Source organism: Streptomyces parvus (assembly GCF_032121415.1).
Classification (GTDB): domain Bacteria; phylum Actinomycetota; class Actinomycetes; order Streptomycetales; family Streptomycetaceae; genus Streptomyces; species Streptomyces globisporus_A.
The window spans coordinates 4036418-4057518 of record NZ_CP135079.1; the positions used below are offsets into that span (position 1 = coordinate 4036418).

A 21101-nucleotide genomic window follows, 5' to 3' on the forward strand; every position below is an offset into this window, starting at 1 on the left:
GGGGCGCGGAGGGGCAGTTTTCGGCCGCGGCGCGCGAGGGTGATGAAGCCGCAAGCGAGGGCGGTGGCGCTGGGGATGCTACGGACGGTAAATGTTATCAACAGCCTGTGGATAACTTCGGTGGACAACTTTCGTCCACGTGCTGGGCGACCTCTTCATCAATCGGGCAGATGTTCCCCATAGGTGCATCTGCCAGGCGTCGGAGCGCGCGGGTGCAGGGGCGAGGTTACGTTGACTGTGACGGGCGTCACGACGTCACGGTGTCACTGTCGGCGTCACTGCTAAGGAAGGACCCGGTCCCATGGCCGCATTCGCGCATTCCGCGCCGTGCTGGGCGGACGTGCAGCTCTCCGACCTCGAAGCGGGCAAGCGCTTCTACGGCGGGCTCTTCGGCTGGACCTTCCGGGCGGGCGACGGCATGCCCTTCGCCGACGCGCTCAGCGACGGCCGCCTGGTCGCCGCGCTCGCCGCCAAGAAGGACGGCCGGATGCCCACGGCCTGGGGCGTCTACTTCTCCACCGACGACATCCGGGCCATCGTCGCCTCGATCCGCGAGCACGGCGGCCAGATCATCACCGACCCCGTAAGGGCGGGGCGCGCCGGGATCGTGGCGGAGGCGGCCGACCCCGGGGGCGCGGTCTTCGGGCTCTGGCAGCCGGAGGAGCGCGCGGGCTTCGAGAAGCAGAACGACCCCGGCTCCTTCTGCTGGACCGAGGTCTACACCCGGCAGCCGGACCGGGTGGACCCCTTCTACGAGAAGGTCTTCGGTTTCCACGGCACCGACCTGGACGAGGCGGGCCGCGATGTCTCCGACGACACCGAAGCCCTCGTCGACTTCCGGATGTGGTCCCCCGAGGGCGCCGAACCGGGCCCGGACACCGCCGTCGGCGGCCGCAGCGTCATCACGGACGCGTTCCCGGCCGAGATGCCGAGCTACTTCCTCATCTACTTCGCCGTCGCCGACTGCGACGCCGCCGCCGAACTCGCCGTACAGCTCGGCGGCCGGGTCGCCCAGCCGCCCTTCGACATCCCCTACGGGCGGATGGCCGTGCTCCACGACGACCAGGGGGCCGCCTTCGCCGTACTGCAGCCCAGCGAGCTGCTTCCCTGACCGGTGCGGGTGAACCCGGTGTGGACGGATACGGGATGAAGTGACATGGGACACCCCGATCCGCCCCCGGGTTCGCAACCGGGGCCCGAGCCAGGAAGAATCGGGGTGCGCGCAGGGCGGGATTCGACCGGGCGGTAATTCGCGGACTTCGTCGCCGAGGTCCGTACGGGGAGGTGGCAGGCAAGTGGTGGAGCAGCTGACGCAGCACGACCCGAGACGGATCGGCCCGTTCGAGGTGCTGGGACGACTCGGCGCCGGCGGCATGGGGCTGGTCTATCTCGCCCGCTCGGCGTCCGGCCGGCGGGTGGCGATCAAGACGGTGCGGACCGAGCTCGCCGAGGACCAGCTCTTCCGGGTCCGCTTCACGCGCGAGGTCGAGGCCGCCCGCGCCGTCAGCGGGTTCTACACCGCCGCCGTGGTCGACGCCGACCCGCGCGCCGCCGTGCCCTGGCTCGCCACCGCCTACGTGCCCGCGCCCTCGCTCGAGGAGATAGTGAACGAGTGCGGTCCCATGCCGACGCAGGCCGTGCGCTGGCTGGCCGCCGGTATCGCCGAAGCTCTCCAGTCCATCCACGGCGCGGGCCTCGTCCACCGCGACCTGAAGCCGTCCAACGTCCTCGTCGTCGAGGACGGCCCCCGGGTGATCGACTTCGGTATCGCCTCCGGCGTCTCCAACACCCGCCTGACGATGACGAACGTCGCCGTCGGCACACCCGCGTACATGTCGCCCGAACAGGCCCGGGACTCCCGCAGCGTCACCGGGGCCAGCGACATCTTCTCGCTCGGCTCCACCCTGGTCTTCGCCGCCACCGGACACGCGCCCTTCCACGGGGCCAACCCGGTCGAGACGGTGTTCATGCTGCTGCGCGAGGGCCCCGACCTGGAAGGGCTGCCCGACGACCTGCGGCCGCTGATCGAGTCCTGCATGCAGATGGACGCCACCCAGCGGCCCAGCCCCGCCGACCTCCAGGCCCAGCTCGCCCCGCACCTCTTCGCCTCCGGCAGCGACGACAGCGGTACGGCGTCGGCCTGGCTGCCGTCCAGGGCCACCGCGATGATCGATGCGCGCCGGGGCGGCGGGCGGACCGCGCCGCCGGCGGCCCCCGTCTCACCCCCGCCGCCCCCCAGGGCCCCGGAGCGGGACACCGCCTGGCGCAGCGGGGCCGATCTGCGCTCGCCCTCCCCGCTGGCCTCGCCCTCGCCGATGTCCGGCGGGACCGCCCCGGCCCCCTCGGCGGGACCGTCCGCGGCTGCCGACAGCGGGCCCGTCCAGCTGCCCGGCGCGAAGGTGCCGATCGGCCCCGGACCGCGTGCCGGGGACGGGCGCGGGGCGGCCGCCGCGCACCCGGCCCCCGCGACCGGCTGGGTCCGCCCGCCCGCCGGGGCCAACGGCTCGTCCGCCGGGGCCACGGCGCCGGCCTCCCCCGTCCCGGCCCCGGGCCCCGCCCCGGACGCCGCCGCCCCCGACCGCTGGCGGCCCTGGCGGTTCCGCATGTCCAACGACGTGTGGGGCACTCCCGTCGTCTCAGGCGATCTGCTGTACGTGACGTCCTTCGAGGTCCACGCGTTGGACGTGGGCAACGGCCGACGCCAGTTCAAGACCCGGGACGTGGCCTGGGCGATGGCCGTCGAGGGCGGCAGGATCCACGCGTCGGACGGCCCCTCGCTCTACGCGCTGGACGCCATGACCGGCGCGGAGCAGTGGCGCCTGTCGACCGACGCCTGGGTGTACGCCCTCAAGTCCGACCGGGGCACGGTCCTGACCGCGACCCGGGGCGGCGGTGTGCAGGGCTGGGAGGCGTCCAGCGGCGAGAAGCTGTGGGAAGTCACCGGCGCGCAGACCGACTTCGAGACGGCGGAGGCCGGGCCGGTCATCCACGACGGCACGGTGTACGTCTGGCAGGACGCCCGGCTCCGCGCGCTGGACGCCCGTACGGGCCGGGAGCGCTGGTCGTACCCGATCGGCGACGCGGCCTCCTGCGGCGGTGTCCCGGTCCGGGTCACCCCGGCCGGCGACGGCTACGTCTACATCGCGGCGGGCGCCCGGGTGCTGGCGGTGGAGACCGGCTCCGGCCGGGTGCGCTGGCACTTCGAGGCCCCGGCGGTCTTCCTCTCCCCGCCCGCGTTCGCGCCGGGTCCGGCGGTGACCGGCGGCGGGGTGTACCTCGCGGACTACCTCGGCACGGTGTACGCGCTCGACGCGACGACCGGCAAGGACCGCTGGCGGATCGCCACGGAGTCCCGCTCCTCGATCGAACCGGTGCTGGTCGCGGTGGGCAACGTGCATGTCGGCAGCGGCAGCGCGCTGTACACCCTGGACGCGGTCACCGGCACCCCGAAGTGGCGCTTCGCGGCGGGCGGCGACGTGGTGGGCGCGCCGGTGGTGGCGGACGGCCGGGTCCACTTCGGCTCGGCGGACCACGTGCTGTACACCCTGGACGCGGCGGGCGGCCAGCTCCGCTGGAAGCTGGCGACGGGCGGCGAGATCACGGGCTCGCCCGTGGCCCAGGGGGGCGTGGTGTACGCCTGCAGCAAGGACCGCTGCGTGTACGCGCTGGACGCGCTGAAGGGCACGGGCACGGGGAACCGGGCGCGGACCTGAGCGGCCTCTTTCTGCCCTCGATCGCCGGACGGGCCTGATGGTCCCGCCCGCCCGGCGCACCCCCAGCCTGTCCGCCGTTTGAGGACGGAACCCTTGCTGGGGAGGGCGGTGAGCCTGCGTGATTCCAGCCCGTCCGGCGTTTGAGGACGGAACCCTTGGCGGGGGCGGGCGTCAACCCTGCGGAGGCGGCGGCCGGTAGGGCGGGTGCACCGGGTCACGGGGGTCCGGCCCCGTGTACGGGTCCACCTCCGGCTCCGGCCACGGCGACGTCTGCACGGACATCCCCGGCTCCTGCGTCGGCGGCCACGTGTCCACCTGATCCGCCGCCGGCACGGCGAACGGCTCCACCGGCTCCCGCTCCCGCACCGCCCTCCGCTGCCGCCGCCCCCGTCGGCCGCTCATCAGCAACGCCCCGATCAGCATCAGCACCCCGCCCGCCAGCGCATTGGCCACCCCCACCCGCACCCCCGCCCCGTCCCCGCCCACCACCAGCGACCCCGCCGCCTGCCCCTGCCGGATCATCCACAGGATCGTGAAGCCCAGCACCACCAGGCCCGCGAGGGCGACCATGAGCCGCGACCGGAGCACCACGCCCGCGATCACCAGCAGCGCCGCCCCCAGGAACGGCAGCAGGATCGAGACCAGCACCCCCGACTCCACGGGGGTGATCCCCTCGAAGAGGTCCCGCGCCCGGTAGTCGCGCCCGGCCCGGCCGCCGTACCAGTCGCGGAACGGGCTCAGCACGGCGGAGGCGGCGCCGGCCAGGGCGACGAGGGAGCCGAGGACGTTGCGGATCATCGTCAGGCCTCCAGGGGCGTACGTGAACGGGCCCCGGCACCGACGCTACGCCGGGACGATCACCCCCGCCACGCAGACCATGACCGGACCGTGACAGGGTCATGACGTGAACATGGGGTCGCGCACGGCATGCTGAGGGTCACGACGCACGCCGACGGTGCGACGTAGGCATCGACACCCAAGGGGGGCTGCATCCATGATGCGGCGACAGATGAAGCTCGCGGCGGTCCTGGTCGTGGTGGTGCTCGCGCTCACCGGATTCTCGACCGCCAGCAGCGGCGGCAAGGGCAGGAGCGGCAAGAGCAGCAGCTCGGGCGGCGGTGGCTGCTCCAGCTCGAAGAAGAGCAACAACGGCTACCGCGACACGGACTACGACGACGACTACGACGACTCCTCGTCCTCCGGTTCGTCCGGCTCCTACGGAACCCCGACGCCCACCGCCTCCGACGCCCCCGCCGTCCGGGTGATCCGCTGTGCCACGCCGCGCAAGGGCAAGCGCAAGGCGGTCACCTCGTCGCTGGTCGAGCTGCGGGCGAACGAGCCGGGCTCGCAGGCGTACGAGATCGACGTGCGGTTCGTCGACGCCCTGGGCCAGACGGTGGACACCGCCGAGACCACGGCGAACCTCGACGGCGGCGAGGTGCGCACCCTCACCGTGCGGATGGAGAGCCCCGGCAAGGTGTCCCGGGTCAAGCGCTGCGAAGTGACCGCGGTGGCGCTCTGAGCCGACGCGGCCCGACCACGCCGGGGCGACGGGCGGGGATCACCGCACCCGGGGCACCCCGCCGCCGCCCCGCCCCGCGCCCCGCGCCTCGAACAGCTCCGCCTGCCGGTCCGGGGGCAGGTTGCCGAGGGCGAACAGCCCCGGTGCCTGGGCCATCGCCTGGGTCCTGGCCGCCTCCTTCGCGGACCACACCGCCCGGACCGTGCCCTGCACCGCGTCCGTGGGGTGGCCGGCGATCACGGCCGCCGACCGCAGCGCCGCCGCCACCGCTCCGCCCGGCTCCGTCACCTCGCTGACCAGCCCGACCGCGTACGCCCGCGCGGCGCTCACCCGTTCCGCGGTGCCCATCAGGGACATCCGGGCGACCTCCCCCGGCTTCCACAGGTCGTTCGCCTTGGGCCCGATGCGCAGGAGCGGGTCGTCGACGGCGTACGGGGAGGGAGGCTGCGGTACCTCGGCCCCCCGGTCGATCCCGGTGCAGAAGGCGCGCGTTCCGGCTCCGGCGGCTTCACCGTGCGGCTAGGTGGTGAAGGGGGAGCTGCGGGGGCGGGGCAGGGCAGGGTGCGCGGCCTGGAGACCCCCCCCGGGACACGGGTGAGGGGCCCGAGCGTTTCCCCCGTCTCGGGCCCCTCACACATTCCCCCGTACCGCGACCGCGGCGGCTCCCCCTCGGCGTCGCCGTGATCGCTCCCCCTTGGGCCCCCGCTCAGCGCGGGTCCGGCCCCGTCATGTGGCTGTCCAAGGGCTTGACCGTGGGCTCGCCCGTCATGTGGCTGTCCAAGGGCTTGACCGTGGGCTCGCCCGTCATGTGGCTGTCCTCGGGCTTGATGTCGCCCGCCGTCCCGGGCTGAGCCTGGGGCGGCTTGATGTTCTTCGCTTCGCTCATGGGCGGACTCCGTTACTCGGTGCATGGATGGTTGGCGAAGCCCGTCCGGCTGCTCCCCCGTGGGCTGCCGGACGGGCTATTCAGAGCCGTTCACCTTAGTGCTCGGTTCCACTGCAGAAACGCCTGCCCCCCGACGCGACGTGTCGACGGGAGCAAGACTGCACGCCGTCGATAAACGAACGATGAACGTGCTGTCAGCCCTCGCTGGGGGACCTCGTCGACGAGAGCAGACGCGAGACGGACTCGCTCTCAGGAGCCTTCAGTTGCTCGAAGACGGAGAACGCCTCCCGCCAGCAGACCTGTGCCCGGTCGGCCTGCCCTATGCCGTGCAGCGCCTGGCCCAGCACGGTGAGCACATTGGCGCGGCGCCACTCTCCCCCTATGTGGAGCAGGACGGTGAGAGCCTGCTCCGCCAGGGCGGCCGCCTGTGCCGGTTGCTCTGCGGTGAGTTGGACCTCGGCCAGACGGAACAGCGTCATCCCCTCCCAGAGACGCTGGCGGCTTTCCCGGAACACGGCCAGGGCTTCGGTGAGCCGCCCCACCGCCTCTTCCGGCCGGTTCGCACGTGCCAGAGCCAGCCCCAAGGCGTAGCGGCCGTTCGCCAGCCGCAGAGTGAGGCCCATGCGGTTGTAGAGAGCCACGCCCTCCTCTGCCAGCTTCACCGCACTGTCGGTCCGGCCCATGGCGAGATGCACGCGGGAGAGGTTGCACAGAGCACTGGCCTCCCCTGCTTGGTTCCCGTCTGCGCGAAACGCCGTGCAAGCCTGCCTCAGCAGAGTCTCGGCCTCGCCCTGCTGGTTGCGGTAACCGGCGATGATTCCCAGCTCGTTCGGCGCATTGCAGTGCGTCCACACATCGTCCACCAACGGGGCGAGCGATATGGCCCTGCGAGCCTCGTCCTCCGCCTGGTCGAAACGACCAGCCATGCTGTGCACCTGCGCGAGCGTCGTCCGCGCCCGGGCCTCGGCGTACGGGTCGCCGACGGCCACGGCCGCGTCCCTCACCACCGTGGCCGCGGACTCGAACTGACGGGCGTTCGCACCGGACTCGGCGAGATCCTTCGAAGCCAGCAGCAGACCCACCGCCCGCCGGACCGACGCGGCGCCGCGACTCTGCTGCACGCAGGCGAGCAGGCACCCCGCCTCCGTGTACAGCCAGTCCAGGGCCCTTCTGCGGTCGGTGAACAAGAGTCCCTCGTACTCCGTCACTTCCAGGTGGTCCACGGTCCGGTCCCCCGGCCGCTCCAGCGCATAGACCCCCGCCGCCGTGGCCAGATAGAAGTCCAGCAGCCGCGACAACGCCGACTCCCGCTCCACCGCCCGCTCGTCCCGCTCCGCGCATGCACGCGCGTAGAGGCGCACCAGGTCGTGGTAGCGGTAGCGGCCCGGGGCGGCGGATTCCACCAGGCTCGTGTCGACCAGGGCCTCCAGGAGGTCCTCCGCCGCGTGCGGGTCCAGGTTCAGCAGGGCCGCGGCCGCGGCGAGGGAGATGTCCGGGCCGTCCGCGAGGCCCAGGAGGCGGAAGGCGCGGGCCTGGGCCGGTTCCAGTTGGCCGTAGCCGAGTTCGAACGTGGCCTTCACCGCGAGGTCCCCCGCCTGGAGCTCGTCCAGGCGGCGCCGCTCGTCCGCGAGCTTCGCGGCGAGGACCGACACCGTCCAGGTGCGGCGCGCCGCCAGGCGGGAGGCGGCGATGCGGATGGCCAGGGGCAGGAAGCCGCACGCGGCCACCACGTCCAGGGCCGCCTCCCGCTCCGCGCCCACCCGCTCCGCGCCCACGATCCGGGTGAAGAGCTGGAGCGCCTCCTCCGGCGACATCACGTCCAGGTCCACCAGATGCGCCCCGGCCAGGTCCACCATCCGCACCCGGCTCGTCACGAGCGCCGCGCACCCCGGCGTACCGGGCAGCAACGGGCGGATCTGGGCCGCGTCGTGGGCGTTGTCCAGGAGGATCAGGATGCGGCGGCCGTCCAGTGTCGACCGGTACAGCGCGGCCCGCTCGTGCAGCGTGTCCGGGATCGCCGATTCCGCCGTACCGAGGGCGCGCAGGAACGAGCCGAGGACCGTCTCCGGCTCGGCCGCCCGCGCCCCCGCGCCCTGGAGGTCGACGTACAGCTGTCCGTCCGGGAAGTGTCTGCGGGCCTGGTGGGCGACGTGCACGGCGAGGGTGGTCTTGCCCACGCCCCCGATCCCCGCCACCGCGGAGACCGCCATGACCGAGCCTTCGGCCGTGGCCAGCCGGCTGCCCAGCTCCGCCACGAACGCGGACCGGCCGGTGAAGTCGGGCACGGTGGCGGGGAGCTGCGCCGGCCTCAACGGCGCGGGCGCGGGAGCCGGTTCGTCCGCCGGGCGGGCCAGCTCCTCGTCGGCGCGCAGGATCCGCTGCTGGAGCTGGGCCAGTTCGGGTCGCGGATCCACCCCCAGCTCCTCCGCGAGGAGCCGCCGCGTGTCCGCGTACACCGCGAGCGCCTCGGCCTGCCGGCCGCTGCGGTACAGCGCCACCATCAGCAGCTCGCGCAGCCGCTCCCGCAGCGGGTGCGCCGCGGTGAGCGCGGTCAGTTCGGAGACCGCCTCCGCGTGGCAGCCGACCTCCAGGTCCAGGTCGAGCCGCGTCTCGGTGAGCTGGAGCCGCCACTCCTCCAGCCGGGTCCGCTGGTTGTCCGCGTACGGGCCGGGAACGGAGGCCAGCGCCTCGCCGTCCCACAGGCCCAGCACCTTGTTGATCAGGGTGCGCGCCTGGCACCGGTCCCCGGACGCCCGCGCCTTCTCCGCCTCGGCCGCCAGGTCCTGGGCCAGGGTGAGATCCAGCGCGCCCCGGCCGATCCGGATCGCGTACCCGCCCGACTCGCTCACCAGCGTGTCCTGGCCCAGGATCTTGCGCAGCCGGGAGGCGTACGTCCGGATCGTGGCCAGCGCCTGTGAGGGCGGGGCCTCGCCCCAGAACGCGTCGATCAGCTCGCCCGCGGTGGCCGTCCGCCCCTCGCGCAGCAGCAGCGCGGTCAGCAGGGCGCGCTGCTGGGGCGAGCCGGAGGAGAGCAGCTCCGAGCCCCGCCAGGCCCGTACGGGGCCGAGCACGGTGAACCTGAGGGCGTCCGCCGTACCCGGTTTCTCCGGAGCACGCTGCTCCGGTACGCGCACGCGTGGCCCGCTGTCACGGTCCATTGATGCCCCCTGTCCTGCTCGCCTGCCGGTCCCGCTCGTCTGCGGATCCTGCCGGTGGTGCCCGCGCCCGAATGTCCGCCGTGCGCCGAAGTGCGGTGTGCATCCGGATGGCGCGGTACCGCTGGTATCGCGCTCAACAGTCTGCCTTGTCTCGGGCGGGCTCGTCAGCAATGGGTGACGCTCTGCACAAGCCCTCGACAACGATTCGGGAACCATGCCCCGTTCCGGACTCGGCGCGAATGCCGGCACGTGAACTGACGGCTCGTCGGATCGGCGCTGCCGTGGAACGCATGGAGGCCTTCCCGAAGATCATCTCGGTGGACGACCGCACGGTGGAGCCCGCTCATGTCTGGCGGGACCGGCTCCCGTCCGGGTACGCGGACTCCGGCCCGCGCATCGTCCGCGCGCCCCTGAAGGAAATGACCTTCCTGCGCGGAAAGTTGGCGCCCGTGATGGGGGTGAAGGGCGACGACGGGCCGGTCGGGGACTGGTGGGTGTACGAGGACCTGCACCGCCCGCTCACCCGCCTGGACACCGCCGTCGGCTACGACAGGGACGAGATCAGGCTGGAGATCATCACCTACGAGCAGATGCGTCCCGGTTCCTTCTCGGTCCCGGACCGGCTCGCCGACACGGACGTCCACCACGTCCTGTCCGCGCTCTGTTTCCCGACCTTCCCGCGGTTCTGCGGGCAGACGTTCACCGAGGCGAAGGACCGGGAGCCGGGACTCCTCGGGGTGCGCGCGTACAACGACTGGATGGTGGAGGAGTGGTGCGGCCCCGAGGCGCGCGGGCGCCTCATCCCTCTCACCCTCATTCCGCTGTGGGACGCGGAACTCGCCCCCGCCGAGGTACGGCGCAATGCCGCGCGGGGCGTGCGCGCCGTCGCGTTCTCCGAGATACCTCCCCATCTCGGGCTTCCGTCCATACATGCGGACGACTGGGATCCGCTCCTCGCGGCCTGCGACGAGACGGGCACCGTCGTCGCCATGCACATCGGCTCCTCGTCGAGGATGCCGTCCACCTCCGCCGACGCCCCGCCCGCCGTCGGTTCCACCATCACCTTCGCCAACTGCTCCTTCTCGATGGTCGACTGGCTGACGAGCGGCAAGTTCGAACGCTTCCCCAACCTGCGGATCATGTACGCGGAGGGGCAGATCGGCTGGATCCCTCCCCGCGCCCACCGCGCGTCAGGCCTTCGCCACCGGCTCCTGCAGTTCCGTCACCCACTGCCCCCGGTCCGGCGGGCACTCCAGGCTGATCTCGCGGGCGTACCCCGTGGAGCGGTAGCCGTTGGCCTCCAGCCAGCGGGCCAGGGTGTGGGCGGCCGGCAGCACGTCGTCCATCGCGCCCCGGTGCACGATCGCCGCCGCCTCGAACGCCGGCAGCTCCACCACCCGCACCCCCGTGTCCCCGACCGCGCCCACCGGGGCCGACACGGTCACCCCGGCGTGCACGACGATCCCGCCGCCCCCGGGCTCGTCCTCGTACCGCGCGATCCCGGGGCCGGTGGGCCGGACGCCCGCGCCCTCCAGGAGCGGGAAGAGCCGTTCGTACAGCGGACCGATCACCGGCCCGATGTCCTCGGGCTGGTAGCTCGCGGCCGGTGCGGCCAGCTCGGCCACCCGGACCGCCGGAACGGTCTTGATCACGACGTCGTCGGCAGGCATGTGCCCCTCGCTCTCGATCGACCGGAGCCTCGCCTCGACCCGGGCCAGCCGCGCCGTCGCCGCTGCCGCCGCCTCCGCCAGCTCCGCCCGGCGCAGCCGCAGCATGCCGCGCAGCTCCTCGGGGCCCACCTGCTCGTCCAGGACCGCCCCCACCTGCTGGAGCGTGAAGCCGAGGTCCTTGAGCGCGATGATCCGGTTGAGCCGCGTGAGCTGGGCCGCGCCGTAGAGGCGGTAGCCGGTGGCGGGGTCGGTGCGGTCCGGGCGCAGCAGCCCGATGGCGTCGTAATGACGCAGCATCCGGGGCGTCACCCGGCCGTACCTGGCGAAGTCTCCGATGGTGAACATGATGGCTCCACTGCACCCCTTCACACGGGGTCAAGGTCACCCACGCGCGGGACCGGACCGTATACAGGCAGGAGCCCCGCTCCTCCGCCGAAGCGGGGGAGCGGGGCTCCTTGGGTACTGCTCTGTGCGGCCGCGATCGACCGACCCGGGCAACTAGGCCGGGGTGACGTTCTCAGCCTGCGGACCCTTGGGTCCCTGAGTGACGTCGAAGTTCACGACCTGGTTCTCCTCAAGGGAGCGGAACCCGGACGCGTTGATCGCGGAGTAGTGAACGAAGACATCCGGGCCGCCGCCGTCCTGGGCGATGAAGCCGAAGCCCTTTTCAGCGTTGAACCACTTGACGGTTCCGGTAGCCATAAGCCCTCCTTGGGCCAAAGGGTTGCCCTGCTCCAGAACCTGCAAACAAGTCTGAAAACTACAAAAGCCTGCGGGTTACATGCTCCGCAGGCTCTGTACTGCAAGGGAAACCAAACTGCAACTTGCGGGCGAGCCTAGCACGCAGTCTCCGGAGAGCGGTAGAGGGAAAGATCACTTCACCCGAAGGTTTGATCGGCCCGCAGGGGGTCCGGCGAGAGGCCCCCGGAAGCACCCCCGGGAAGCAGCACGGAAGGGGCCGGGAAGAGCCCCGGAGCGGGGCGCGAAAAGGGGTGCGCGGGCCCCGGTGGTGCTCGTGGCCGGATGCGGGTCTAGCCTCGCGATGTGGACAATTCAACCGTCTCCCCCCGCGAAGGCGACGACGACCGTCGCAGCCGGCCCCGCGTCGGCCACATCCAGTTCCTGAACTGCCTCCCGCTCTACTGGGGCCTGGCGCGGACGGGAACCCTGCTCGACCTGGAGCTGTCCAAGGACACCCCGGAGCGGCTCAGCGAGCAGCTGATCAGGGGAGACCTGGACATCGGCCCGGTCACCCTCGTGGAGTACCTGCGCAACGCCGACGACCTGGTGGCCTTCCCCGACATCGCGGTCGGCTGCGACGGGCCCGTCATGTCCTGCGTCATCGTCTCCCAGCTCCCGCTGGAGCAGCTCGACCGGGCCCGGGTCGCGCTCGGCTCGACCTCCCGCACCTCGGTGCGGCTGGCCCAGCTGCTGCTGGCCGAGCGCTACGGCGTCCGGCCCGACTACTACACCTGCCCGCCGGACCTGGGCCTGATGATGCAGGAGGCGGACGCGGCCGTGCTGATCGGCGACGCCGCGCTGCGCGCCAATCTGCACGACGCCCCCCGGCTCGGGCTCCAGGTCCACGACCTGGGCCAGATGTGGAAGGAGTGGACGGGGCTGCCGTTCGTCTTCGCCGTCTGGGCGGCCCGCAAGGACTTCCTCGCCGCGCACCCCGACCGGGCGGCCCAGGTCCACGAGGCGTTCCTCGCCTCCCGGGACCTCTCCCTGGAGGAGGTCACCAAGGTCGCGGAGCAGGCGGCCCGCTGGGAGGCCTTCGACGCGAAGGTGCTGGAGCAGTACTTCACGACGCTCGACTTCCGCTTCGGCCCGGACCAGCTGGCCGGCGTCCGCGAGTTCGCCCGCCGTACGGGCGAGGACACCGGCTACCCGGCGGACGTCCGGGTGGAGCTGCTCGGCGGCTGAAGCGGGGAGCCGGGAAAGGGGGAATTCCCTTTCCCTTCCCGCAGAGGTCTGCCGGATAGGCGTACCGGGCAGTGAATGGTGGGCGGCGGAACAACACATTCACGCCTTTTCCCGGGGCGAAAAGATCCCCTCCTGACCGGAGAAGGGGGAATGGTCCGGCCGTTTCCCGGTGACCGCGCCGGTGGCGCCCCCCTAGGCTTCGGTCCGGGTCCGGACCGGCCACAGGGATTACCGTCCACGGTTTCACCGTCCGCAGGGTTCACAGGGGGAGTCCATATGCAGCCGCTGGAAGCGGGCGAACCGCACACCATCGGTGCCTACCGGCTGCTCGGCAGGCTCGGTGCGGGCGGTATGGGCCGGGTCTATCTCGGCCGCAGCGCTGGCGGACGTACGGTCGCGGTCAAGGTGGTCCACCCCCACTTCGCCCTCGACGAGCAGTTCCGCGCCCGGTTCCGCCGCGAGGTGGAGTCCGCCCGGCGGATCGGCGCCCAGTGGACGGCCCCGGTCCTGGACGCCGACCCGGACGCCCCGGTGCCGTGGGTCGCCACCGGTTACGTCGCCGGGCCGCCGCTCTCCCAGGCGATCACCGAGCACGGACCGCTGCCCGAACACGCGGTCCGCACCCTGGGCGCGGGACTGGCCGAGGCGCTCGCCGTCGTCCACGGGCAGGGCATCGTCCACCGCGATGTGAAGCCCTCCAACGTTCTGCTCGCCCTCGACGGCCCCCGCCTCATCGACTTCGGTATCGCGCGGGCCCTCGGCGCGACCGTCTCGCTCACCTCCACCGGCGTCTCCGTCGGCTCGCCCGGCTACATGGCGCCGGAGCAGATCCGGGGCGGGGACGTCTCGGGCGCGGCCGACGTCTTCTCGCTGGGCGCGGTCCTCGCGTACGCGGCGACGGGCGCCGCCCCCTTCCCCGGCGACTCCTCCGCCGTACTCCTCTACAAGGTGGTCCACGAGGAACCCGAACTGGGCGATCTGGAGGGCGAGCTGCGCGAGGTGGTCGCGGGCTGCCTCGCCAAGGACCCGGCGGACCGGCCCGCCCCGGCCGATCTCGCCCGGGCGCTGGCTCCCGGCGGGGCGGCGGCGATGGTGGCGGGCGGCTGGCTGCCGGGCCGGCTGGTGCGCGAGGTGAGCCGGTCGGCGGTGGCGCTGCTGGACCTGGAACCGCAGGACGCGCCGGTGCAGTCGGGGCCTGTGCCGTTCAGCAGCGCGTCGCTGGGAGCGGGGCCCGGGCACCGCCCCTGGCCCGGGGAGGCCGCACAGAGCCGGACCGGCGCATCCGGCCCGCCCGCCCCCAACGCGCGGGAAACGCCGTACGGGACACCGCGTCCGCAGGAAGCGCCGGGCGAGGCGGCACCGGAGGCGCCGCGCCGAGCGCCGCAGGACGACGTGCCCTACCGGACACCGCATCCGCAGGACGACGCGTACGGGACGCCGCATCCGCAGGACGACTACGGGCCGCCGCCCCCTCCTCCGCCACCGGTGCCTCCGCGTGCCAAGTCCGCCGCTCCCACCGGGCCCCCGCCCCCGGCGCATGCCGGGACCTACCGGCAGGGAGGCGACGGCACGCACGGCACCAGCGGCCTGCCGGGGCCGCGCGGCGGCGACCCCCGCCTCTCCCTCACCGTCAGCGGTGAGACCCGGCAGACCCCCGGCGAGCGCCGCGGCCGCCGGGTCAGCTGCACCGTCGCCCTGGCCGTGGCGGGCGCGCTCGCCGCCGTCACCCTCGGCACCGGTCTGCTCGACGGCCTCTTCCCGGGCGGGGACGCCGACCGGGACCGGGGCAGCGACGCCGCAGCGACCCCGTCGAGGTCCGCCGCCCCGCCGGCGGGGGAGAAGCCGACGCCCTCCGGGTCCGGCGACGCGGGCGAGACCCCGGCCGCCGCCCTGCCGAAGGCGTACGTCGGCACCTGGAAGGGCCCGGTCACCGAGAGGACGACCGGTCTGCCCCACGGCACGCTCACCGCCGTCTTCACCGAGGGGAAGCGCGGGGAGCAGGTCGTCCGGATGAGCACGGCCATCTCCCAGCTCGGCACCACCGTCACCTGCAACAGCGTCGGCACCCTCACCTCCGGCACCGCGAAGGAGCTGACCATCCGCGAGGCCACCGACCCGGACCGCCCCAGCACCCCCGGCCTGTGCACCACCACCGAGGCAGACCTCGTCTTCCGCCTCGCCGGGGACGGCACCCTGGACTACCGCTCGAAGGAACGCGCCGCAGGGCTCCCGTACGGGAAGCTCACCCGGTCCGGCGACTGATCGCGCAAGGGGCTGGCGTACGCTGGATCGGTCCGTGGATCCTCAAAAAACCGCCGAAAGGTGACAGCCCGGTGACCGAGAAGGCCGACCTTCAGCCCGTCCTCGACCGAGCCGCCGAAGGCGGTCGGATCACCCCGGAGGAGGCGCTCGACCTCTACCGGTCCGCGCCGCTGCACGCACTGGGCGCCGCCGCCGACGCCGTACGCCGCCGCCGCTACGCCGGTACGGAACACATCGCGACGTACATCATCGAGCGCAACATCAACTACACCAACGTGTGCGTCACGGCCTGCAAGTTCTGCGCCTTCTACGCCCCGCCCAAGGACACGGCCAAGGGCTGGACCCGCGACCTCGACGACATCCTGCGCCGCTGCGCGGAGACCGTGGAGCTGGGCGGCACCCAGATCATGTTCCAGGGCGGCCACCACCCGGACTTCGGCGTGGAGTACTACGAGGAGCACTTCTCCGCGATCAAGAAGGCGTACCCGCAGCTGGTCATCCACTCGCTCGGCGCCTCCGAGATCGAGCACATGGCCCGGATCTCGAAGGTCTCCGCCGAGGAGGCCATCAGCCGCATCCACGCCGCCGGGCTCGACTCCTTCGCCGGTGCGGGCGCCGAACTGCTGCCCGCCCGGCCGCGCACCGCCATCGCCCCGCTCAAGGAGTCCGGCGAGCGGTGGCTGGAGATCATGGAGATCGCGCACGGCCTCGGTGTCGAGTCGACCTCCACCATGCTGATGGGCACCGGCGAGACCAACGCCGAGCGGATCGAGCACCTGAGGATGATCCGGGACGTGCAGGACCGTACGGGCGGCTTCCGCGCCTTCATCCCGTACACCTACCAGCCGGAGAACAACAAGCTGAAGGGCCGCACGCAGGCCACGCTCTTCGAGTACCTGCGGATGATCGCCATCGCCCGGCTCTTCCTCGACAACGTCGCCCACATCCAGGGCTCCTGGCTCACCACCGGCAAGGAGGTCGGCCAGCTGTCGCTGCACTACGGCGCCGACGACCTCGGCTCGATCATGCTGGAGGAGAACGTCGTCTCCTCGGCCGGCGCCAAGCACCGCTCCAACCGGCTGGAGATCATCGACCTGATCCGCAAGGCGGACCGGGTCCCCGCCCAGCGCGCCACGACGTACGAGCACCTCGTGGTGCACGACGACCCGGCGATGGACCCGGTCGACGAGCGCGTCGTCTCGCACATCTCGTCCACCGCGATCGAGGGCGGCACGGCCCACCCGGAGCTGAAGCTCCTCAACGCCAACTGACGTATCCGTGCTGACGATTCATGCCGCGCCCCTGGTCCTCCCGGTGGGCGCGGCGGCGGTCGCGGACGGGGCGGTCGCGGTGGACGGCGACCGGATCGCCGCCCTCGGTCCGTACGAGGAGGTCGCTGCCGCGCACCCGGCCGCCCGGGTCCGCCGCTGGCCCGGTCTCCTCACCCCCGGACTGCGCCAGGACCGGGCCCGGGAGCTGCTCACCCGCTGCTACCACCCGGACCCGCGCGAGGCCGACGAGCTGGGTGGACTCCCGCTGTGGGGCGAGGAGTTCGAGCGGCTGGCGGCAACGATGGACGCGGCCCGGCGGGCGGGCAGTGTGCGGCGCGGGCTCCAGCGGATGCTGCGCCACGGCACCACGCATGTGGCGGGCCCTTTCGGCGCGGACGGTCCGGCGCTGCGCACGGCCGTCGCCCGGTCGGGTCTGGTCCAGGTCGCGCCTCCGCCCGTGCCGGTACGCGAGAAGTCCGGAAAGCCCCCGCCGGTACGCGAAGGCGTGCCGGACCTGGATCCCTTCGCGGGGGGCGGCGATCTGGCCCGTACGGCACACGGACCGCTGACCGTGGGCGGCCGGGCCGACCTCGCGGTCTTCGACGTGCCCGAGGAGGCGGCCCTGTACGGGGGCGGGCCCCGGCCCTGCGTGGCGACCGTGCTCGCGGGGCGGCTGGTGCACCGCGCCCGCTGAGGCCGGTGCCCCGGCCCTCGTCACGGCACCTTCGGGCCGCCCAGGTAGCGTCCCTCCGCGTCGTACGGCCAGGCGTTGGCGACGCAGCCCTTCAGCCCGTCGATCTGCTGCATCATCGCGGGCGCCGGACGCCCCTTCCCGGGGCAGGTCTCATGGCCGCGCCCCAGCCAGTGGCCGATCTCGTGGTTCACGATCAGCGCCCGGTACTCGGAGACGGGCCCGTCGAACTGCGGTGAACCGAGCTGCCAGCGCTTCAGGTTGACCATCACCTTCTCGCCGCCCCGGCAGTTGACCTCGCCGCGCGTGTTCAGGCCGTACTCGCCGCACATCCGGTCCGTGGTCGCAGGGGTGGCGATCCGGATCACCAGCCCGGCCGATCCGTCGGCGACCTGGCGGAACGAGCGCTCACCGCCGTGGCTCCAGCCGCGCGGGTCGGCGAGGACGGCGGCGATGTCGGCGGCGGCGCGGTCGGGGTCGACGCCAATGCCGTTCTCCACCTCGACCCGGTAGGCGCTGCCCTTGCCCTTCGACGTGACGCCCGCCCGGGCCACCGTGAACGTGCCGGGCCCCGAGGCGGGGATGTCCTCGGGGCCGAGGGCATCACCCTTCCGGGGCGCGTCCGCGCCGGCGGAGGGGGTCGGGGTCGGTGGGGGAGTGGGTTCGGGGGCGTTCTCCAGCGGCTCGGAGGCGTTGTCCGGTCCGCCCGCCGGAGCCGGGGCCGCGTCGGCGGGGCCGCCCCCGTGCTGCCAGGGGCGGCCGACGAGGAGCACCGCGCCCGCCACCACCGCGAGCACCAGCACGGCCAGTGACAGAACCCGCTGCCGGTTCCGCTGCCGCTGCCGCACCCGCGACCGCACCGCCGACCGGGACCGGGGAGCGGAGGCCGACCGGGACCGGGAGCCGGAAGCGGATCCGGAGCGTGACCCGGCACGGCGGGCCGAAGGCGCAGCGGGCAAAGAGCCGTTGCCGGTGGCCCCCGGGGTCCGGGGCGGCGGCACACGCAGCCGGAACGTGTCCTCGTCGCGGACCGGTTCCCCGTACGCGGGCGGCAGCGTGCCGGTCGTGCGGCGGCGCGTCACGAGGCGGCCCCGCCCCACGCCACCGGGTTCTCGTCGGCGTACGCGATCAGCCCCCGGAACCGCGGGCTCTCGGCGACCCGGACGAGGTCCCCGGCGGTGACGGGAGTGCCGCCCGTCCCGGACCGCGCGGGCGACACCGCCAGCGCCACCGCGCTGCGGCCGGACCGGTAGTGGAGGGAGACCTCCGTGACCGTCCGGTCCGCCACGGCCTGCCGGTAGGCCCGGGCGGGGGTGCCGTCATCCAGGGTGAACGCCTCGCAGGTCAGCCCCTGCTCCGGGAGGTCGCGGCAGGCGGGTTCGGGGCTCCCGGGATCCGGGTGCACCGACAGCCGGACGGCGTGCACGACGTCGCCGCGCCGCCCCGCATAGCTGCCCGGGTCGTCGCCGACCGGCCGGACGTCCCCGACCGGCGCGGGCAGCAGCGCGTCCAGGGTCCGGGCCGCCCACTGCCGGAATTCGTCCAGGCGCCGGGCCTCCTCGGGGCCGAGCCCGGGCGGGACCGACAGAGTGGGCGCGGGTGGCCCGGGGGGAGCGGGCGGCACGGCCGCGGACTCCGTCGGCACGGGGGTGGCGGTGGGACTCGGCATGTCGGGGGGTCGCTCCGTACGTCGGGGGGGCGGGGCGGATGGGGAGGCGGGCAGGGAGAGGGACGGTCCGGCAGGCGAAACGGGTTCCGGATCCGGGCCCGACAACAGCCAGGGGCCGAGCACGGAGAGGCCCAGGGTCAGCGCGGTCACCGCGACGAACGCGCCCGCGACCGCGTACCCCCGGCTCCTGACCCGCCGCCGGCGGCCCTCCCGGACGGCGTCGGACACCAGGTCGGACTGGAGGGACAGGGCGCCGGCGGTCCGGTGCAGGGCGTCCCGGAACAGCTCCTCGTCGGGCGTTGCCCCGCCGGGGGCGTCTTCCGCGCGCCCGGGGGGCGGCAGGTGCTCGTGCGGTTCAGGGGTCATGACCGGCCCTCAGCTTCCGGTGGAGTAGAGCTGGACGTCGCCCATCCGGGCGCGCAGGCGGACGAGCGAACGCGAGCACTGGCTCTTCACCGTGGACTCGCTGCACCGCAGCAGCGACGCCACGGTCTCCACGCTCAGGTCGTCCCAGTAGCGCAGGACGACCATCGCCCGTGCCCGAGGCGGGAGTTCGGCGAGGAGGGCGAGCAGGGTGACCCGGAGGTCGGCGCCCGGCGCGGGATTGGGCTGCGGGCGGGGCGCGTTGCGGTTGTGGGCGAGCAGGTCCCGTACGGAGCGGCGGCGTTCGGCCACGAAGGTGCGCACCAGCACGGTCTTGGCGTAGGCGTCGAGGTTGTCCGCCCGGCTCGCCCTGCGCCAGTGCTGGAACAGCTTGGCGAGCGTCGTCTGTGTCAGGTCCTGCGCACCCTCGGTGTCTCCGCACAGCAGGTAGGCCGTCCGGTACAGCCGGCGCTGCCCGGTCCTGGCGTACGCCTCGAACGCGGCGCGCTCGCCGTCCGCCATGGCGGGCTGAGCCCCTGCCGGCATCCGCCCTCCTCTCTCGCTCTCCTCGACCCCCACCCGTTACAGAGCACCCGTGTGCCGAAAAGGTTGAAGAGGAGTGAAGATCAGTTCGAGACGGTGAGTGCGCCCGTCCGCCCACGCGTCCCTGGGCCCGTCCACGTACCGGTCCGGGGGCGTCTCACTCCCTGGCGGATCCTGGTGCGGGCGCGAAGCGCTGTGCTAGAACAGCGCCCGTGACAGTCGATCGTTTTCTGGTGGAGTGCCTCCACATCGATCTCTGCCGCGTCTCCAGCGCATCCTGTTGATGCCGGCCGCGGCATCCTTCGCGATGCCCACGTGATGCCTGCGCGCGTCCCCGGTATCCGCGTCCTTCGCGCCTGATCCCTCTCCGGGTCCCGTCGTCCCTCGCATCCCGCGTCCCCGCGTCCTCGCACCCCGCGTGCTCGGCGCCACCCCCTTGTGTGCCCTCCCGGCCTGCCGCCTCCCGCGGGTCCGGCAAGGCTCCATGACCCCGGAGACCCCTCCATGCCGACCTCCCCGTCCCTGCGGGAACGGACCGCCGACGCCGCCGCTCCCCTGCCCCCGGGCCCGCCGAACCCGGTCGGCGGCCGCCGCCGTCCCCGTCCCGACCGCACCGCCCTGCTGCGCCGGATCGGGCTGCGCGTCCTCGCGCTCGCCGTCCTGCTCGGCGGCTGGCAGCTGGCGACCGCGCTCCAGCTGTGGTCGCCGGTGCTGGTGCCCTCGCCCGCCGCCGTGTGGCGGGCCCTGCTGGAGACCTCCGGGACGCACGACGGCGTCCGGGGCTACCAGGGGCACACCCTGATCGAGCACCTCGGGATCAGCCTGCGCCGGATCTTCATCGGGGCCGGTGCGGGCGTGGCGGCCGGACTCGTGCTCGGCGTCCTCATGGGGACGCTGCCGTGGGTACGGGTGGTGCTGGAGCCCGCCGTGGCGTTCCTGCGGACCCTGCCCCCGCTCGCCTACTTCAGCCTGCTGATCATCTGGTTCGGCATCGACGAGGCGCCCAAGCTGTGGCTGCTGGCGATCGCCGCCATGCCGCCGGTGGCCGTCGCCACCGCGTCCGCCGTGGCGTCCGCGCCGACGGCCCTGGTCGAGGCGGCCCGGGCGATCGGGGCCCGGCGCGGACAGGTCGTCACCTCCGTCGTGCTGCCGTCCGCACTGCCCGAGATCCTCGTCGGCGTCCGGCTCGCCTTCGGCATCGCGTACTCCTCCGTCGTCGCCGCCGAGACCGTCAACGGACTGCCGGGGATCGGCGGCCTGATCCGGGACGCCCAGCGCTACAACCAGTCCGACACGGTCGTCCTCGGCCTCTTCGCCATCGGCATCTCCGGCCTGCTCATCGACGCGGCCCTGCGCCTGCTGTCCGACCGCCTCGCCCCGTGGCGCGGCCGCGCGTAACCGTCCCCTCTACCACCCGGTCTTCCACC

At 73.3% G+C, this 21101-nt stretch carries 16 protein-coding genes and 2 pseudogenes; 9 read left to right on the top strand and 9 right to left on the bottom strand.

All coding sequences use genetic code 11. From position 1 onward, the window contains the following. Positions 1-301 precede the first annotated feature (301 nt). The gene (locus tag RNL97_RS19280; RefSeq protein ID WP_313750987.1) at positions 302-1111 is read left to right on the top strand and encodes a VOC family protein; all 810 of its coding nucleotides are present in this window, start codon (positions 302-304) and stop codon (positions 1109-1111) included. A 184-nt stretch (positions 1112-1295) separates the two neighbouring features. Beyond that, the gene (locus tag RNL97_RS19285; protein WP_030578444.1) at positions 1296-3713 is read left to right on the top strand and encodes an outer membrane protein assembly factor BamB family protein; all 2418 of its coding nucleotides are present in this window, start codon (positions 1296-1298) and stop codon (positions 3711-3713) included. Positions 3714-3884: 171 nt separating this feature from the next. On the opposite strand, the gene RNL97_RS19290 is transcribed toward RNL97_RS19285, so the two are convergent. Then, a complete protein-coding gene (locus RNL97_RS19290; RefSeq protein ID WP_243314748.1) occupies positions 3885-4511 on the bottom strand; it encodes a hypothetical protein in 627 nt (208 codons plus the stop codon). Positions 4512-4707: 196 nt separating this feature from the next. Here RNL97_RS19290 and RNL97_RS19295 point away from each other — a divergent pair, with 196 nt between their 5' ends. Then, positions 4708-5235, top strand: coding sequence for a hypothetical protein (locus RNL97_RS19295; RefSeq protein WP_030578438.1), 528 nt, complete (start codon positions 4708-4710; stop codon positions 5233-5235). 39 nt (positions 5236-5274) lie between these two features. On the opposite strand, the pseudogene RNL97_RS19300 reads toward RNL97_RS19295, so the two are convergent. The 3 genes and pseudogenes from RNL97_RS19300 to RNL97_RS19310 form a co-directional block, all read right to left on the bottom strand. Then, positions 5275-5736, bottom strand: a pseudogene (locus RNL97_RS19300) (enoyl-CoA hydratase/isomerase family protein); the annotation flags it as partial. A 205-nt stretch (positions 5737-5941) separates the two neighbouring features. Next, entirely contained in the window at positions 5942-6121 is a 180-nt protein-coding gene (locus RNL97_RS19305) for a hypothetical protein (RefSeq protein ID WP_030578431.1), read from the bottom strand. Positions 6122-6315: 194 nt separating this feature from the next. Next, complete coding sequence (locus RNL97_RS19310) at positions 6316-9279, bottom strand: AfsR/SARP family transcriptional regulator (RefSeq protein WP_243314751.1); 2964 nt, start codon at positions 9277-9279, stop codon at positions 6316-6318. Positions 9280-9569: 290 nt separating this feature from the next. On the opposite strand from RNL97_RS19310, the pseudogene RNL97_RS19315 reads away from it, so the two are divergent. Then, a pseudogene (locus tag RNL97_RS19315) lies at positions 9570-10469 on the top strand (amidohydrolase family protein); the annotation flags it as partial. Here the strand turns inward: RNL97_RS19315 and RNL97_RS19320 are convergent. Both RNL97_RS19320 and RNL97_RS19325 read right to left on the bottom strand, forming a co-directional pair. Continuing rightward, positions 10470-11294 carry a MerR family transcriptional regulator gene (locus RNL97_RS19320; RefSeq protein WP_030578425.1) on the bottom strand — a complete coding sequence of 275 codons (825 nt, stop codon included), beginning with the start codon at positions 11292-11294 and terminating at the stop codon, positions 10470-10472. Positions 11295-11447: 153 nt separating this feature from the next. After that, positions 11448-11651 carry a cold-shock protein gene (locus RNL97_RS19325; RefSeq protein WP_003967102.1) on the bottom strand — a complete coding sequence of 68 codons (204 nt, stop codon included), beginning with the start codon at positions 11649-11651 and terminating at the stop codon, positions 11448-11450. Between the two features lie 342 nt (positions 11652-11993). On the opposite strand from RNL97_RS19325, the gene RNL97_RS19330 reads away from it, so the two are divergent. From RNL97_RS19330 to RNL97_RS19345, 4 genes are all read left to right on the top strand, one after another. Beyond that, positions 11994-12875, top strand: coding sequence for a menaquinone biosynthetic enzyme MqnA/MqnD family protein (locus tag RNL97_RS19330; RefSeq protein ID WP_030578422.1), 882 nt, complete (start codon positions 11994-11996; stop codon positions 12873-12875). Positions 12876-13151: 276 nt separating this feature from the next. Next, positions 13152-15137 (top strand): serine/threonine-protein kinase, encoded by a 1986-nt coding sequence (locus tag RNL97_RS19335; RefSeq protein ID WP_313750988.1) that lies wholly within the window; start codon positions 13152-13154, stop codon positions 15135-15137. Between the two features lie 71 nt (positions 15138-15208). After that, positions 15209-16408, top strand: a complete 1200-nt coding sequence (gene mqnC, locus RNL97_RS19340; RefSeq protein ID WP_030578418.1) for a cyclic dehypoxanthinyl futalosine synthase — start codon at positions 15209-15211, stop codon at positions 16406-16408. A 7-nt stretch (positions 16409-16415) separates the two neighbouring features. After that, complete coding sequence (locus RNL97_RS19345; RefSeq protein WP_030578417.1) at positions 16416-17102, top strand: imidazolonepropionase-like domain-containing protein; 687 nt, start codon at positions 16416-16418, stop codon at positions 17100-17102. 20 nt (positions 17103-17122) lie between these two features. On the opposite strand, the gene RNL97_RS19350 is transcribed toward RNL97_RS19345, so the two are convergent. From RNL97_RS19350 to RNL97_RS19360, 3 genes are read right to left on the bottom strand one after another with little or no spacing between them, the layout of a single operon-like run. Continuing rightward, complete coding sequence (locus RNL97_RS19350) at positions 17123-18181, bottom strand: DUF3152 domain-containing protein (RefSeq protein ID WP_243314755.1); 1059 nt, start codon at positions 18179-18181, stop codon at positions 17123-17125. Beyond that, entirely contained in the window at positions 18178-19134 is a 957-nt protein-coding gene (locus RNL97_RS19355) for a hypothetical protein (RefSeq protein WP_243314756.1), read from the bottom strand. Before RNL97_RS19355 ends, RNL97_RS19350 begins: the two co-directional genes overlap by 4 nt. Positions 19135-19143: 9 nt before the next feature. Next, entirely contained in the window at positions 19144-19653 is a 510-nt protein-coding gene (locus RNL97_RS19360) for a SigE family RNA polymerase sigma factor (protein ID WP_078654751.1), read from the bottom strand. A gap of 525 nt (positions 19654-20178) precedes the next feature. Here RNL97_RS19360 and RNL97_RS19365 point away from each other — a divergent pair. Continuing rightward, a complete protein-coding gene (locus RNL97_RS19365; protein WP_243314757.1) occupies positions 20179-21072 on the top strand; it encodes an ABC transporter permease in 894 nt (297 codons plus the stop codon). Positions 21073-21101: the final 29 nt, after the last annotated feature.

Excerpts from the sequence above, each read along its gene's own strand:
- RNL97_RS19280 (WP_313750987.1), top strand. The coding sequence starts at position 302 with ATGGCCGCATTCGCGCATTCCGCGCCGTGCTGGGCGGACGTGCAGCTC.
- RNL97_RS19290 (WP_243314748.1), bottom strand. The coding sequence starts at position 4,511 with ATGATCCGCAACGTCCTCGGCTCCCTCGTCGCCCTGGCCGGCGCCGCC.
- RNL97_RS19295 (WP_030578438.1), top strand. The coding sequence starts at position 4,708 with ATGATGCGGCGACAGATGAAGCTCGCGGCGGTCCTGGTCGTGGTGGTG.
- RNL97_RS19305 (WP_030578431.1), bottom strand. The coding sequence starts at position 6,121 with ATGAGCGAAGCGAAGAACATCAAGCCGCCCCAGGCTCAGCCCGGGACG.
- RNL97_RS19310 (WP_243314751.1), bottom strand. The coding sequence starts at position 9,279 with ATGGACCGTGACAGCGGGCCACGCGTGCGCGTACCGGAGCAGCGTGCT.
- RNL97_RS19320 (WP_030578425.1), bottom strand. The coding sequence starts at position 11,294 with ATGTTCACCATCGGAGACTTCGCCAGGTACGGCCGGGTGACGCCCCGG.
- RNL97_RS19325 (WP_003967102.1), bottom strand. The coding sequence starts at position 11,651 with ATGGCTACCGGAACCGTCAAGTGGTTCAACGCTGAAAAGGGCTTCGGC.
- RNL97_RS19335 (WP_313750988.1), top strand. The coding sequence starts at position 13,152 with ATGCAGCCGCTGGAAGCGGGCGAACCGCACACCATCGGTGCCTACCGG.
- RNL97_RS19355 (WP_243314756.1), bottom strand. The coding sequence starts at position 19,134 with ATGACCCCTGAACCGCACGAGCACCTGCCGCCCCCCGGGCGCGCGGAA.
- RNL97_RS19360 (WP_078654751.1), bottom strand. The coding sequence starts at position 19,653 with ATGGCGGACGGCGAGCGCGCCGCGTTCGAGGCGTACGCCAGGACCGGG.
- RNL97_RS19365 (WP_243314757.1), top strand. The coding sequence starts at position 20,179 with ATGCCGACCTCCCCGTCCCTGCGGGAACGGACCGCCGACGCCGCCGCT.